The sequence below is a fragment of the Paraburkholderia sp. genome, assembly GCF_047605525.1.
GTDB lineage: Bacteria > Pseudomonadota > Gammaproteobacteria > Burkholderiales > Burkholderiaceae > Paraburkholderia.
Genome location: NZ_JASGFN010000013.1, coordinates 66,773 through 83,069, shown reverse-complemented (window position 1 = coordinate 83,069; position 16,297 = coordinate 66,773). Strand labels below are relative to the sequence as shown.

Sequence of the window (16,297 nt, the reverse complement as noted above, 5' to 3'; positions counted from 1 at the left end):
GCGGCGCAACCGTCAGTCACCCTGTCCGTTGTCCTTCGGGTCGTCCTGACTATAGAACTGAACACCGATACGGATCGGTTCGCGGTTATTCGCCTTGCGGTGCAGATTGGTGTCGCGCAGCGAGTAAGCGCAGCCGCAGTATTCCTGCTGATAGAACGACTCCCGCTTGCTTATCTCGATCATGCGCGCCGAGCCGCCACCCTTGCGCCAGTTGTAGTCCCAATAGCTCAAGCCCGGATAACGGCCGGCGGCACGAATACCGCAATCGTTGATCTGCTGCATGTTCTTCCAGCGCGAGATGCCGAGCGAACTGGTCATCACCGGGAAGCCATGTTCATGCGCGTAGAGCGCGGTGCGCTCGAACCGCATGTCGAAGCACATCGTGCAGCGGATACCGCGCTCGGGTTCGTTTTCCATCCCACGCGCGCGGGCGAACCAGTTGTCGCGATCGTAGTCGGCATCGACGAACGGAATGCCGAACTTCTCCGCAAAGCGAATGTTCTCGTCCTTGCGCAAGTCGTATTCCTTGCGCGGATGAATATTCGGGTTGTAGAAAAAGATCGTGAAGTCGATGCCCGACGCGACCATCGCCTCCATCACTTCACCGGAGCACGGCGCGCAGCACGAATGCAGCAGAACCTTGCGATGACCGCCCGGCAGCGCAAGCGGTTTTCTTTCGTACGTCGATGTCATGGCGTTTCCCTCCTCTGAAGGGGCCGGCTCCGTGCTGTTTCGATGCCGCACCGGATATCCGGCGCAAACACGTGCCGGCCTCGACACACGGGAAGCGGATGGCCGCTCCGCACCATTCAACGATACACCGGAAAGCGCCGCGTCAATGCGGCGACCTGCTCGCGCACGCGCGCGAGGTTCGCTTCGTCATGGGGATTGTCGAGCACGTCGGCGATCAGATTGCCCGTGAGGCGGGCATCTTCTTCGCGGAAGCCGCGCATCGTCATGGCCGGCGAGCCGAGGCGGATGCCCGAGGTCACGAACGGCTTTTCCGGATCGTTCGGAATCGCGTTCTTGTTGACCGTGATGTGCGCCGCGCCCAAGACGCGCTCTGCCTCCTTGCCCGTAATGTTCTTCGCGCGCAGATCGACCAGCATCACGTGGCTTTCCGTGCGGCCGGACACGATGCGCAGTCCGCGCGCGATCAGCGTTTCGGCCAGCACGCGCGCATTGTCGACGACCTGCTGCTGATATGACCTGAATTCCGGCGACAGCGCTTCCTTGAACGCAACAGCCTTGCCGGCGATCACATGCATCAACGGACCGCCCTGAATGCCCGGGAAAATCGCCGAGTTGATCTGCTTCTCGAACTCGGCCTTCATCAGGATCACACCGCCGCGCGGGCCGCGCAGGCTCTTGTGCGTGGTCGTGGTGACGAAATCGGCATGTGGTACCGGGTTCGGATAGACGCCCGCGGCAATCAGGCCCGCATAGTGCGCCATATCGACCATGAAGTACGCGCCGACCGCTTTGGCGACACGCGAGATGCGCTCGAAATCGATCCGCAACGCGAACGCCGACGCACCCGCGATGATCAGCTTCGGCCTGCTTTCATGCGCACGCTTTTCGAGCGCGTCGTAGTCGATGTCTTCCTGCGCGTTCAGCCCATAGCTGACGACGTTGAACCATTTGCCGCTCATGTTGAGCGCCATGCCGTGCGTCAGGTGGCCGCCCTCGGCGAGGTTCATGCCCATGATCGTGTCGCCGGGCTTGAGCATCGCGAAAAACACGCCCTGATTGGCCTGCGAGCCCGAGTTCGGCTGCACGTTGGCGGCTTCGGCGCCGAACAGTTGCTTCACGCGGTCGATCGCGAGCTGCTCGACGACATCGACATATTCACAGCCGCCGTAGTAGCGCTTGCCGGGATAGCCTTCCGCGTACTTGTTCGTGAGTTGCGAGCCCTGAGCGGCCATCACGGCCGGCGACGTGTAGTTTTCGGAAGCGATCAGCTCGATGTGGTCTTCCTGACGCTGGTTTTCCTTCTGGATCGCGGCATGGATTTCCGGATCGATCTGCTCGATCGTATAGCGGCTGCGTTCAAACATGATGGATGGCGTATGGATCAAATGAAGCGTCCCGGGACCAGCCCAGGACGAGAGTGTGAAAGAAATGGCGTCCGCGATGCGCCGGCCGGCACACCGCGGACTGGACGCCGCCGTTACTGCGCGTGGCCGCGCAGCGTTTTCGCCGCGCTCACCATGTTCGTCAGCGCCGGAATCACCTCTTCCCACTGGCGGGTCTTCAGACCGCAGTCCGGGTTCACCCACAGGCGCTCCGCCGGAATGCGCTCGGCGGCTTTCTTCATCAATTGCACGATGTGCTGCTCGCTCGGAATGTTCGGCGAGTGGATGTCATAGACACCCGGCCCGATTTCGTTCGGGTACTTGAAGTTGTCGAACGCATCGAGCAGCTCCATATCCGAGCGCGAGGTCTCGATCGTGATCACGTCGGCGTCCATATCGGCGATCGACGCGATGATGTCGTTGAACTCCGAATAGCACATATGCGTGTGAATCTGCGTTTCGTCGCGCACGCCGTTCGCGGTGATGCGGAACGACTCCACCGCCCAGCGCAGGTACTCGTTCCATTGCGCGCGGCGCAGCGGCAAACCTTCGCGCAGCGCGGCTTCGTCGATCTGGATCACGCGCACACCGGCCTTTTCGAGGTCCAGCACTTCGTCGCGGATCGCGAGCGCGAGCTGGTAGCACGACTGCGAGCGCGGTTGATCGTCACGCACGAACGACCAGTTCAGGATCGTCACCGGGCCGGTCAGCATGCCCTTCATCGGTTTCGACGTGAGCGACTGCGCGTAGGTGATCCACTCGACCGTCATCGCCTTCGGACGGCTGATGTCGCCGAACAGGATAGGCGGCTTCACGCAACGCGAACCGTACGACTGCACCCAGCCGAACTGGCTGAACGCGTAGCCGTTCAACTGCTCGCCGAAGTATTCGACCATGTCGTTGCGTTCGGCTTCGCCGTGCACGAGCACGTCGAGCCCGAGCGATTCCTGCTCGCGCACGCTGCGTTCGATTTCACGACGCATCGCGGCCTTGTAGCCGGCTTCGTCGAGCCTGCCGGCCTTGTATTCGCTGCGAGCATGACGGATTTCCGCGGTCTGCGGGAACGAGCCGATCGTCGTGGTCGGATAGGCGGGCAGATTCAGGATCGCGGACTGCTTCGTCGCCCGGTCGCCGTACACGCTCGAGCGCTTGCCGAGTGCCGCGTCGATCTTCGCGACTGCCGCCTTGACCGCAGGATTGTGCACGCGCGGCGAGGTGCGGCGGCTTTCGATTGCGGCGGCGTTGGCGGCCAGCGCGTCGGCGACCGCGGCGCGTCCCTGATTGAGCGCCGCTGCCAGCACCTTCAGTTCGTCGAGCTTCTGCAGCGCAAACGCGAGCCACGAGCGGATTTCCGGATCGAGCTTCTGTTCGCTGTCGAGGTCGACCGGAACGTGGAGCAGCGAGCACGACGGCGCAATCCACAGACGGGAGCCGAGCGTTTTCGCGAGCGGTTCGAGCCATTCGAGCGCGGCGCTGAGATCGGTCTTCCAGATGTTGCGGCCGTTGATCGCGCCGACCGACAGCACGCGCTCGGCCGGCAGTTCGCGCGCGGCCTTCGCGACTTCGTCGCGCGCATTGATCGCATCGATGTGCAGGCCGTCGACCGGCAGCTTGCACGCCAGCGCGAGATTGTCCTGCAACTGACCGAAGTAGGTTGCGAGCAGCAGCTTCACGCGGCGCGTTTCCAGTGCTTCGTACGCGGTCACGAAAGCCTGTTGCCACGCCGGGTCGAGTTCGGTGACGAGCGCCGGCTCGTCGATCTGCACCCATTCGACGCCCTGCGCCGCGAACGTATCGAGCAGCGCGCCATACACCGGCAGCAGCTTCGGCAGCAGCGCGAGACGGTCGGAATCGTCCTTCGCCTTACCGAGCCACAGATACGTGACGGGCCCGATGATCACCGGCTTCGCATTCACGCCGGCGGCGCGCGCTTCGGCCAGTTGCGTGACGAGACGCGACGCGTCAAGCGAGAAGTTCGTCGATGCGGTGAATTCCGGCACGATGTAGTGGTAGTTCGTATCGAACCACTTGGTCATTTCGCCCGCCGCGACACCGCCGCAGCATGCGGCGTGCTCTTCGGCGCCTTGCGCCGAGCGGCCGCGCGCGACGCGGAAATAGTTGTCGAGCGCGTCGCCGTGAAAGTCCTGCACGCGTTCCGGCAGGTTGCCGAGCGTGAAGCTCATGTCGAGCACCTGGTCATAGAACGCGAAATCGCCGACCGGCGCGAGGTCGAGGCCGCGCTGGTTTTCCCAGTGACGCTGACGCAACTGCGCGCCCAGCGTCTTCAGCTCGTCGCGCGACGATTGGCCTTTCCAGTAGCTTTCGAGAGCGAACTTGAGTTCGCGCTTTGCGCCGATGCGCGGGAAACCGAGATTGTGTGTCGTGATCATGAGCGCTGCCATTTGCGATGATTGAAAGTCCTGACAGCAATGATAAGATCGTTGTCCCATGAAAGATAATGGCATTATTTCATCAATCCATTAACTTTCTTCATGTTCAATCCTGGCGGGCCTCATCATGCTGGAACGATTTCATCTGGTCGTCATTCGTGAAATAGAGCGGCAGGGATCATTGACGGCGGCGGCCACTGCGTTGCATCTCACGCAGTCGGCGCTCAGCCATACCGTGAAGAAACTGGAGCAGCAACTGGGTACGCCGATCTGGGATCGCGACGGACGCAACCTGCGCTTCACCCAGGCCGGGCAATATCTGTTGAATCTCGCCAACCGGATGCTGCCGCAGTTCGAGCACGCCGAAGCGCGCGTGAAGCAGTACGCGAGCGGCGAGCGGGGCACGCTGCGCATCGGCATGGAATGCCACCCGTGCTACCAGTGGCTGCTGAAGGTGGTCTCGCCTTATCTGCAGCGCTGGTCCGACGTCGACGTCGACGTGAAGCAGCGCTTCCAGTTCGGCGGCATAGGGGCTCTGCTGGGTTACGACATCGACGTGCTCGTCACTCCCGACCCTCTCGTACGGCCAGGCTTGCGCTTCGATCCGGTGTTCGATTACGAGCAGGTGCTGGTGGTTTCGGAACAGCATCGGCTTGCGCATGCACGGTATGTGAAGCCCGAACAACTCGTCGACGAAATCCTGATTACCTATCCGGTCGAAACAGACCGGCTCGATATCTACAATCAGTTCCTGCGGCCGGCGAACGTCATGCCTCGCCGCCACAAAACCATCGAGACCACCGATATCATGTTGCAGATGGTCGCGAGCAACCGCGGCGTCGCCGCGTTGCCGCGATGGCTCGCCGACGAATACGCCGACCGCATGCCGCTGGTCAGCCTGAAACTCGGGCGCGGCGGAATCTCGAAGCAGATCTTTCTGGGCACGCGGGAGGCCGATTCCGGCATCGACTATCTGCACGCTTTCGTTGAACTCGCGCGCAGTTCGAAAGACAGTGCGCCGCGCGTCCGACGTTAGGGGCGGCGGCTAACCCATGCGTTGCGCTATCGGGTGCGTGCAGGTTACGGCTGGAATCGGGTTCCTCAGAACTGTCCGGTCAACTGAAAACCAAGCGTGACGCTTGACGCTGGAAAGCCGGACGGCGCGTAGACCGGCGTACCCGCGAACACGTCGTAACTGTAGCTGCCAACGCGCGCCGGCACCGAACCCTTCAGGCCGATAGCCGCGCCCGCGAGTTGCGTACCGGCGAGACTGGCGGCCGAAGGCCCCCATAGGCGGCCGTAATCAAGGCCCGCATAGAGAACCTGCGCCGTTTGTCCGAGTGGATACTGGAGTTCGTTGCGCCAGTAGAAACCCTTTTCCGCCGCGAGCATCGTCTGGCCGCTGAAGCCGCGTACCGTATAGCGGCTACCGATAGTCAGGTCGTCGAGGTAGTTCAATTCGCCGTTGGTGAATTGCCCATGCAGGGTTCCGACGTAGCGTAACGACTGACTTGCTAGCTTGAACGGCACCGAGAGGTTCGCGTCGAGCGTCGCCATATGAAAGTAGTAGGTCGGTCCACCGGGCATATCGGGCATTGCCCCGAACGCGCCGATACCCTGGCGGTACGCAAGCGTGCCGTCGAATTGCGCCGCGCCGAAATAGTGCCGGTTGGTGATGCCCGCCTCGATGAACGTGTTGTCGCGATGCTGCTGCGGGATTTCGGTGTCCTCGACGAAGCCTGCACCAAAGCGCTTGATGAGCTGGAACTCGACACCCGACACATCGTTCTGGCTACGGTGAATAACCCGCTCCAGTTTCAGGCCCACCGTCTGCGCATTGCCGTTCGCCACGAACGTGCCGTTGACCACCGCGATCTGCTGGTGATAGGTGTTCGTGTAGCCATACAGCGTGCCGGTCCAGGAACCCCACGGCACCGAATACGAGGCGTTCCAGCCGCGTGTGCCGAGGTCGTGATTGCCGAATTGCAGATCCTGGTTGAAGCCTGCCGAGAGAATGTCGTTCAGGCCGAGGGGGTTATACAGGCCAAGTGTTACGTTGCCGATGTAGCGGCCCGTTTCGTTCGTGCCTGCGTTGTCCGCCGAGACCACGAGCGACCAGGGCTTCGAACGCTTGACGGTAATCACCACGTCACTCTCGCCGGGAGAGTCGCCGGGAACGATCTGCATGGTCGCGTCCTGGTTGGGGACGCGCTTCATCTGTTCCAGCCCCTGCTCGAGATCGCGCAACTGGAGCACGTCGCTCTCGCGTGCGGGGAAGGCGGTTTTCCATGTGCCGCGCGTATGCGGGTCGGCAAACTTGAGATTGCGGATGACGCCAGGGATGAGGGCGAATTTCACGGTGCCTTTCGACAGGTTCTGCGCAGGCAACAGGACACGCGTCGTGATGTAGCCGCGGCTCAGGATCACGCGTTGCAGGCCCCTGGTCAGCATGTCGAGGCCCTGGTTGCCGATGCATTGGCCTTCGTAGTGACGTAGCCAGTCATAGAGGAACGCGAAGGGGTCCGTTGGTAGCGCAGATGCGCCTTTTGCGCGGGCTACCTCGGGCAGTGTGTCCGGCACCTCGACTGAAAACGAGTCGATATGGAAGCACGGTGTTTCGACGGGTAGTACCGGCCATTCTCCTGCTTCGGGCGTAGCCGAGCGTACAACGGGCGCGGCGACCGCTGCCGCGCGCTGTTGCGCGTCGCGTTGCTGCTGGAGTTGCTGTTGCTGCCCGGCGTTCGTGCGGGCCGCTGCTGCTACATCGGGCGCGGTCTGCTGCGCGTGGGCGAGCGATAGCACGGCTGTGAGCGGCACCGCCGCCAGCCTCTTTCTGACGTTCATAATGATTGGGTTATAGCTTGATGGTCTCTTCACACCCGATTGGGTGCGGAGATTGGACGAAAACCACACCTACTATATTTCGATATTCTGAATTATTGAAATAACATTGTGGCGACCAGCGTAGAGCGTCGCCACAGCTCCAATTGTCAAGGCTGCCGTGCAAAAACCAAGAAGCGCTGGCTTTACGAGCAGAGATATGCCGATGAGCAACGCATTGACGCTGAACAGAGCAACGGCTACACGCCACGTCAGTAGCGTACAGTTTCTCAGCAAACGCGCGAGGAGGCAGTAGCCCACTGCAAAAATTGCATTTGTTGCCGCAGCATTCAGCATCACCACGATACGATCCGGTAGGGTTGTATGTTGCAGATCGAAAATCGGTGCGAGAGTGGTAGGAATGCCGATTAAGCTGAGAAACTGGATGGCCGCAAGCAAGTAGCACGAAATCTGCGCGAATACGAACAAATCGCGGTGGTCGGGGTTCAGCGGGAAGAGTGGAATTCTGTCCATGTTTGAAAAATTCAAGCAAAAATGTGGTGAGTAGCGTCAGCTTTTCCGCTGGAAGGAAGGTGGTTTAGCGCCGAATCCCGAAACCATTCGACTGGTCCGCGGCGGGGGCGTCTTGGCAGTTGCGTTTCCGCCAAGGGCGGCCTCCCTCCCGCTCCATGCGCGAAAGACGTCCAGGTAAGCCACAAAAATTCCTGTGGGGATGTTCATTTCTTCTTTTCAGAGCTATCACCATTAGCCTCGCCGTCCATGTCCGGAGCTTCGTAGCTCTTGCGTGCCTTCTTGTAGCTGTTATCGAAGGGCTTGATATGAAGAAGATGCGCTCTCGATGTGAAACCACCAACAAGTGCAATAGCAAATCCGAATAGAAGAATAAATCCACCAAATGGTGCCGGTGGAACAAACTTGTAAGTTAGGTACATTATAAGAAACCCAATGCATATCAGACCCGTTCTAACCCAACCCTTCAGGTTCCCGTCCTCAATTGGCTTAATCCTCACTGCTTCTCGCTCCAGTAGTTGTAAAAGCTATTCCAATAGCCATCCAACGCCGTCTGCACATTCTTTCCCGTGCTACTGTTTGTAATTGCATTCGCCGTTTCGTTAAATGCTGGGCCAAGTGCAGGAATTTTGTCCGACAATTTTGCATTGGCAACTCCCACCGCTCCTGAGAAGGTGTACTGTCCAACGTCTGGTTGCACAAGCTGCTGTATTGCGTCTGCGGTGACACCTGTAACCGTTGCTCCAAAAGCGATTCCTTCTAGAATGCCTGAGTAAGGCGAAGGAATCTTTGAGGCCGCCGCAGCAGCAGCGCTAACTCGTCCCGCATTGGTCGAAACCATCGAAGCCGCGTCTGCAGTAGTGCTGCGCACGTAATTAAGATCCGATTGATCGAAGTTCGTGAACGGTCCCGTAACGTTGATCGAACCACCACTGTTACTCGACGGGTACGTAAATTCGCCAGGCACTTGTCCCGGTGAAACGCTGTTGTAGTTCGCCAGAATATAGCTTTGCAATGCGGAATCAGTTGGCGCAGGTATTTGCGTCAGGACCGGCTGTCCATTTGCAGTTGTACCGGCAGACATCCACCGCGCGCCGGAATCGCTGGGCGTCTGGCCTACCAAGGTAGCGGGCGAGCCCGACGTAGTTGTGCCGTTGGCGCTCATATCCATCTGACGCATCTGGTCCTCGATCTGCGTCACAGTGTACTTTCCGTCGCTCGCATCGGCCAATTGCTGCGCGAGGGATTTCTCCCTGGTATCCAGTTGACGATTGTAGAGATCCACATTCGTTGCGGTTACCGCTCCCGCTGTTCCTCCACCGACCAGTGCGCCGCCCACGTTCGCCACCACGTTCCCGGCAAGGTTGCCCAGAAGGCCCGAACCGGTCTCCGCCGCAACGCCCTTTGAGAGGCTATCCAGTTGATTCGCCATTTTTGACGCAAGGCCCGCGCCGAGTCCGCCGCCGACCGCGGTGAATACGCTGCCGCCCCCGAGGCCACCGATGAGCGCGCCACCTGCCGCCTGCAATATCGCGCGACTGTCCCCACCCTCATCCCACTGCTTCGCGTTGACCACGTCAGTAGCATAGGCGGCCCAGTCGCCATTCGCCGCATCTGCCGTGGCCTGGTCAACCGCCGACTGGCGCTGCGCATCGGCATATGCACCGATCCCTTGCGCCACAACCTGGCCCGCCGCCTGCGCCGCCTGCATCGTATCGGCCTGCTGCGAAAGCAGGTTATTGACGTCCGGCGTATTCGACACAATAACGTTGGTGTTCGTCGTGTCGCGGCTCAGGCCCGCCACGTCCTGCGTCTGCTTCACACCGTCCGTGATATTGATTGCACCCGCACTAACCGCGCTGCGCGTTGTGACGCTTTCGTCGCCGTTCCCGTTCTGCGACATCATCGGCACAACGCCGCCCGAGCCGCTTACCGAACCGGGCCCCAGAGCCTTGCCGGTATTGCCAACACCCACACCCGCGCTGACACCGTTGCTCGACGCGCTGTAATGCGACTGGTTCCGGATATCGCTGTAGCTCAGCGTGCCTGTCGTGAGGCTGTTCTGCGACGCATCGGCGGTGCTCGAAATCACCGCGCCGGTCAGGTCCGTATTGCCCCTGACGTTGATATCAAAGCCGCCACTGCCCGCCTGAATGCCCGCCTGTTCGTTGACCTGCGCGTAGTTCGAATCAGCGTGCCCGTTCTGCGCGCTGAAGCTCGCGCTGCCGCCGCCCTGACTGATGCTGAAGCCACCGCCCGCGCTGCTCTGGTGTGCGGTGCTCACTGTCGTATCCTGCACGCTCCGGATGTTCAGGTTGCCGCCAACCTGCGCGGTCACCTGGTTGCCGCTGACCTGCGATCCGATAATGCTGGTATCGCCCCCAGAGACGACGGTCACGCTGTTCGCGCCGCTTACGTGCGAGGCGTTCCGGATCGCGGCGTCGCTGTTGCCATCGCCGTGCGCATTGGACATTGACGCCGAGACGCCGAAACCCTGCGTGCCATACGACACACCGACGCTCGCGCTGCTCGATCTGTTCGTGCTGGCAGTCGTGTCCGTGTTCGTAGTGTTGACGATATTGACCTGATTCTTCGCGGCGAGCACGACATCGTTCGCGCTCACGTTCGAACCCGCGACCGTCAGGTTGCCGCTGCCGGGCGTGCCGTCGCCGGTCGCCACGAAGGCCGCGGTGCCGGCCGCCTGAACGTTCGAACCCTTCTGCGTCGTCTGGTCCTCGGTGAACGTATTTTTGCTCTGGCTGGAACCGAAGCTCAACTGCACGCCGATGCCCGGCGCGTTCGGCCCTGCCGCCCCGCCCGCGAGGCCCGCCGCCCCGATGCCCGCCATCGCGACATCGCCACCTGCCGCAATCGCATGCAGCGCCTCCGCGCGTCCGTTGCTGTTGCCGCTCGCGAGCGCCTGGCCCTGCTGGTACGCACCGTTGATCGCATCGCCCACGCTGCCCGACAGGCCGAGCGTGAAACCGCTCTGCTTCACCTCCCGGGTTTCGTCGTGGTGCGCGGTGCCGGTGGCCGCATCGATGATCACGCTGGCCGCCGTCCCCGTGACATTCCGGGCTGCCACGAGATCACTGCCCGTCACGTGCAGGGTGTGGCCCGCTTGAATCGAGAGGTTACCGTTCGTGCTGCCCACGAGGCTGCCGTTGTTCGTCACGCTGCTGTCGTGCGTGGTCTCCTTCGTGTCGCTGGTGCCGTAGTTGAGGCTCAATCCACCACCGCTCATCGCGCCGAAGCCCGTCTTCTTTTCCTCGTGGAACGAACTGCCCTGACTCGTATCCTGCGTCGTGGTGATGTTCACGTCATGCGCGGCGCTCAGGGCGACATCGTTCGTCCCGACGATCGTGCTGCCCGCCACGTTGAGATCGTTGCCGCTTGAGATCGACACGCCGTCTGCCGAAATCATGCTGCCCTGCGAAAGCGTCGTCGTCGTATCGCGCGAACTCGAGACTTCCTTGCCGCTCACCACATTGCCGTGGCTGTGCTGCTCCTGCGAATTGTCGACATAGGTCGCGGTGGCCGCGCCGATATTGACGTTGTTCGCTGCCGCCAGCGTCGCCGTTCCCTGGTCGAGATTGATCGTGCTGCCGGTGACGTTGATATCGTGGCCCGACGCCACGGTCAGCGAATTGCCCGCATTGAGCGTGGTCGCCGTGAGCACATCGGCCGACCGGTGCAGCGACTCCGAATAGCTGCCGTGACTGTCGCTGCCCGAACTGTTGCTGTCGATGGTCGACGTGGCCTTCGCCGCCTGCAACGTCACGTCACCCTTTGCCGCAATCACGCCGCCGCCAGCCAGGCTGATATCCGCACCCGTCGCCGTCAGGTCGCCGCCCACGCCGATTGTCGATACGCCCCCGACATTCACGGAACTGCCGGTCGTGCGGCTGATGCTCGTGTCCGATATGCCATTGGCGCGCGCGACCACCTTGTGCTCGCCGGTCTGTACCGAGCCGAGATCCCAGTTTCCGCCGACGCTCATGCCGAGCGACCCGCCCACGTTCAGGTTGCCCGCGTTCTGCTCGACATTGCCGCCCGTCACGATGGCCGCATCGCCCGCCACGTTCAGGTTCGCGATCGGGCCGAGCGTGATCGTGGTGCGCGTCGCGCCCGTCGCGCTCACCTGATCAACAGTCTTCACCGCCGTATTGAGCATCAGGTCGCCGCCCGCGTTCAGCGCGAGACTGCCGGCGTTCACGGTCGCAGAAGTCAGATCGACATTGCCGGTGGTCGTCAGCGACATCAGGCCGCCGCTTTGCAGCGTGCCGAACGCGTTGCCGATCTGCTGGCCCTGAATCGACAGCGCATTGCCTGCCTGTACCGTGCCGCTGTTCGTGAAGGTCTGCGCGTTCTGAAGGTCGATGTCGGTCGCGGCGATCAGCGGCCCGTTCATGTTCCGCTGGCTCGCCTTCGCGAGATAGACGACCGGCACCAGCACGGACTGCCTGTCGACGATCTCCGTCTGCATGATGATCACGTTGCTGGTGAGCGCCGCCACCTGGTCCGGTGACAGACTCATGCCGAGCGGCAAATCGAGCGACTTCGAGAGCGATGCGCCCGCGTCAAGCAGCGACTGGTACATCGACTGGAGGTCGGTATGGGGACCCAGTACGGCGTTGCCCGTCAGCGACGTGATCTGGTTGCGCACGAACTGCTGCTCGTACAGGCCGTCACCCAGGCGCCTTTCCACGTTCTGCGGATTCAGGCCAAGCTGCTGGAGATAGTAGTCGCTTGAGATGAACGATCCCCGGCTGGTGAAGGCCGGATTCGTTTCGATCAGGTACGGCGCGTCCGGCGCGGTATCCCGCCTGAACAGCCCACCCTGCGGAATCGTCAGGTGACCGAGGACGTTCACCGCGGTCGCGCTCGCGATGACCGGATCGACCGGCCCCGCACCGCTGACCGCGCCGATATCGACACCCTTCACCGACTCGCCCGGCACGAGGCCGGGCGACGGAATGGTCGCGTTACCCGCCGTGTTGTCGATGCTCACGCCCGTGCCGGAGAGCGTGCCGCCCGCGACAAACGTCGATTCGTAGCCCGGCAGCGCGTAATAGCGGATATCGGCGGGTGCCGCCTGGCTGTAGCCGCCCGGATGGGAGCCGGCAAACGGCGCATCGCCGAACGGTAAAGTCCAGTCGCGTTCGGAGTTGTCGTAGTTGTTGTAGTGGTAGTAGCCCGAATAGGTCACCTGTACCGCGGGCGCCGTCTGGCCCTGCCAGCTGTTCTGGTCGAGCGTGACGGGCGCGGCAATGTTGCCCGCTGCCGCGACCGCGCTCCAGTCGTTCTGGAACAGGCCCACGTTCGACGCGTCCAGATCGCCGCCTGCGATGATCTGCGCCTGCGGGCTGATGGACGCGATCAGGTTTGCCAGTGCCACGCCCGTATAGGTCGTGTACTGGTAGCCGCTATTCCACTGGCCGCCGTGCGGCGGCTCGATGTACGCGCCGCCGATGAGGTTCGGATCCGGCTGGGCGGGCCAGCCCACCTGCTGACCGGAGCACGCAGCCATGTCGATTGCGGTACAACCGGACAGGCTGATGCGGCGCTGCGCGAGCATGGCCGGATCGACTGGCTGGTTAAAGCCGGTCGTGGTCATCGTCGTGCGGGTGTTCGTGACCTGGGCGGCGTCGAGCACCATGTCGCCGCCCGACTGGATCAGCCCCGACTGGTTGCGGATCAGGTTCGCGCTGCTGTAGCTGCCGTCCGCATTTCTGCCACCCGCCAGCACGACCTTGCCCAGACCGTAGATCGCGGTGGTCGCCTGCGTATCGGTCAGGGTCGTGTCGTCGCGGTTCCCGATGTCGGGCGCGAGCAGTTCGAGCGTGCCGTTGCTGTCCGTCGCGCCGATGAGCGCAGCGGGTCCGACATTCGTGATCGATTGCGCTGCGTTGAATGAGACACTGCCGCCAACCATCGCCCCCGTATTCTCCAGTGTGTTCGAGTGCGTGATGAGCGTGCCGCCGGCCATCATGACGCCGCTGTTTTCGATATCGTCCGCGTTGATGCCAAGGTTGTTGACCGCTTCCAGTGTGGCGCCGTTGTTAAACGTACCGGGCAGGGTAAAGGCCAGGTCGTGACCGGCGCCGAACTGGAAATCCGCGCTCGACGCGAAGTCGCCCTGTATGGTCACCGCCACGTCATGGGCCGCGCTGTACGCGCCGCCGCCCATGAGTGTCTCTGCCTTCACGGACAGATCATGCGTCGCGCCGATCTGCCCGTTCGTGTTCGTAAGCGTGCCGGTTGCCGTGATGGCGACATCGCCGTGACCCGTTATCACGCCACTGCTGTTAACGGTCTGGTTGCCACCCTGCACGGTCGCATCGCCCGTGCCGAGGTTACTGACGAGTCCGCCTGTGTTGTCGATGGACGCGGCCTGGATGGCGAGCGTGCTGGCGTCGCCTGCCACGCCCGTACCGGACTGGATCTGTCCGTTCGTCGTGGTCAGCGCACCGCCACTGATGAGTGACAGGGACGCGAGCGAGCGTATCGCGCCCTGCGTGTTGCGCACATCGCCCGCGATGCTCGCCGCGATGTTCCCTTGTGCGGCGAGTACGCCGCTCGTGTTATTCAGGCTCCCCGCCTGCGCCACGATCCGGCCGGCAGCGATGATCTGGCCGCCGATGTTCGAGATAGCGCCCGCGCCGTTGGCTGGCGCAATCGTCAGCGTGCCCGTTCCGGCATCGAGGATCGTACCGCCGTCATTGTCGAGCGCCGCAGGGGCAAGTGTCAGGTTCGTGCTGTTCGTCTGGAGCAAACCGCCATTCGAATTGTCGAATGTGCGACTGACGTCGAAACTCATCGGCAACGCGCCATACTGCGTGATCGTGCCGCCGCGATTCAGCAGGTCCGTTGCCCCCAGCGCAAGCTGGTTCGCCTCGATGTCGCCGCCGCTGTTGTCGAGCGTGCGGCCGATGGTGAGCGCGAGATCCGGCGCGACAATCGAGCCACCCTGGTTCGACAGGCTGCCCGCGTTGAGCGTCACCGCGCCGCCCGTGAGCGTGCCGTGATCGTTCACCAGCGCGCCCGTTGCCTGGACATTGACCGTGCCCCCTGCGCTCGTGGTCGCACCCGCAAGGTTCAGATCGCCTGCGTGTGCCGTCAGCGTTGCATTGCCACCCGCAACGTCCTCGCCGGTCGCACTCAACTGGCCGGAAGTCGCAACATCCAGGTCGCCTGCATTGCCGACCGAGCCGTCATTGTTCACGCCCGCGCCGAGCGCGCCGGTCGAACTGACGGAGCCCGCATTGATCGTGGTATTTCGCTGTGCCGCAATCGCGCCGCTGTTCGTCAGCGCGCCCGCCGTACCGATGACGGTATTCCGCTGCGCGTAGATCGTGCCGCTATTGGCAACGCTGGCCGCATTGATGCCTGCATTACCGCTGGCAGTCATCCGGCCGGTCTGCACAAGCTGGCCCGAAGTGGTCAGCGTGAGCTCGCCGGCCTGCGCGGCAATCGTGCCGGCGTTCGCTACGCCCACACCGTTTTCGTTGCTCACGAGTGTGATGCGGTTCGCGTACATCCCGCCGAGCTGCGACACGTCGATCGACACGGCCGGCGCGGCCCCCGTCCCTGCGATGGGCGTCGCATTCAGACCCGCGTAATCGACCCTGTTCGCGCCGGTCGTAACGTTCAGCGTATTCGCGTAGATCGCCGCATTGGCCTGCACCGCGCGGGCGATCAGGTCCACCTGGTCGACGTTCGAGGCATTGAAGCCCGTACCCTGGACCGCGATGGTGCCGCCGGTGACATTGAAGCCGGTGAGATTCCCGCTGCCGTCGATCAACGGATTGCCGGTCGTGAGAATACCGCGTGAGGTATTGATGAAGCCGCCGCCGTCCACGACCAGTCCGGACGGATTGGCTATCACCACAGCGGCCTTCTGTCCGGCCACCTCGACGTAGCCGCGCAGCAACGAAGGGTTATTGCTGTTGACCTGGTTAATGATGATCTTCGCGGCATCATGCGGCCCGAAGTTCGGATTGCCATTGATTTGCCCGGCGAGTTGACTGGATGTGATAACGGGCGAATTGTTCAGGATCGCGCCGTTTTTCTGTATATCGAATTGCGAGTACGTATTCAGGGAAACGCCCGCACCCGAAGCCTTATTGATATTGACCTGTGGCAAGCCATTTGCCGTGCTGATGACATTCGGCGCGTGCGCGCCTGAAGGGACGATCTGCGCATCCGCGAGGACAGGTGCGAATCCGCACAGCACCAGCGCGGCAAACGCGGCGCGACGCATGGCGAACAGTGTGATGGGCCGCGGTGCGGCTGGAAAACGGACTTCGTTCTGACTCGCGTTGCCGTAGGCAATGGCGGTTTCCGCAACAGCGACGGGCATACCCCGGCACCGGCTGAAAAGCAGCCTGAACATGTTCTTATTCATTCCGCGTAGCGTGTTTTTTGACTTGCAGGAAAATACTTCGAGCCGCCGCCCGGGTAAGTCAAAAACTGTCAATG

8 protein-coding genes are annotated in these 16,297 nt (G+C 62.1%); 1 reads left to right on the top strand and 7 read right to left on the bottom strand.

Annotated features, from left to right (window positions below):
- Window positions 1–12: 12 nt before the first annotated feature.
- From QM685_RS19560 to metE, 3 genes are all read right to left on the bottom strand, one after another.
- Complete coding sequence (locus tag QM685_RS19560; protein WP_415118338.1) at window positions 13–693, bottom strand: epoxyqueuosine reductase QueH; 681 nt, start codon at window positions 691–693, stop codon at window positions 13–15.
- A gap of 116 nt (window positions 694–809) precedes the next feature.
- Window positions 810–2,057, bottom strand: coding sequence for a serine hydroxymethyltransferase (gene glyA / locus QM685_RS19555; protein WP_415118336.1), 1,248 nt, complete (start codon window positions 2,055–2,057; stop codon window positions 810–812).
- A 113-nt stretch (window positions 2,058–2,170) separates the two neighbouring features.
- Window positions 2,171–4,465: a 5-methyltetrahydropteroyltriglutamate--homocysteine S-methyltransferase gene (gene metE / locus QM685_RS19550; protein WP_415118334.1), complete on the bottom strand. Its 2,295-nt coding sequence runs from the start codon at window positions 4,463–4,465 to the stop codon at window positions 2,171–2,173.
- 127 nt (window positions 4,466–4,592) lie between these two features.
- On the opposite strand from metE, the gene QM685_RS19545 reads away from it, so the two are divergent.
- Window positions 4,593–5,501 (top strand): LysR family transcriptional regulator, encoded by a 909-nt coding sequence (locus QM685_RS19545; RefSeq protein ID WP_415118332.1) that lies wholly within the window; start codon window positions 4,593–4,595, stop codon window positions 5,499–5,501.
- Between the two features lie 65 nt (window positions 5,502–5,566).
- Here QM685_RS19545 and QM685_RS19540 read toward each other — a convergent pair whose 3' ends face one another.
- The 4 genes from QM685_RS19540 to QM685_RS19525 form a co-directional block, all read right to left on the bottom strand.
- The gene (locus tag QM685_RS19540; RefSeq protein WP_415118330.1) at window positions 5,567–7,309 is read right to left on the bottom strand and encodes a ShlB/FhaC/HecB family hemolysin secretion/activation protein; all 1,743 of its coding nucleotides are present in this window, start codon (window positions 7,307–7,309) and stop codon (window positions 5,567–5,569) included.
- Between the two features lie 72 nt (window positions 7,310–7,381).
- On the bottom strand, window positions 7,382–7,819 hold the full coding sequence (locus QM685_RS19535; RefSeq protein WP_415118328.1) for a hypothetical protein: 438 nt from the start codon (window positions 7,817–7,819) through the stop codon (window positions 7,382–7,384).
- Window positions 7,820–8,022: 203 nt separating this feature from the next.
- On the bottom strand, window positions 8,023–8,238 hold the full coding sequence (locus QM685_RS19530) for a hypothetical protein (protein WP_415118326.1): 216 nt from the start codon (window positions 8,236–8,238) through the stop codon (window positions 8,023–8,025).
- Between the two features lie 74 nt (window positions 8,239–8,312).
- On the bottom strand, window positions 8,313–16,223 hold the full coding sequence (locus tag QM685_RS19525; RefSeq protein ID WP_415118324.1) for a hemagglutinin repeat-containing protein: 7,911 nt from the start codon (window positions 16,221–16,223) through the stop codon (window positions 8,313–8,315).
- Between the last annotated feature and the right edge of the window lie 74 nt (window positions 16,224–16,297).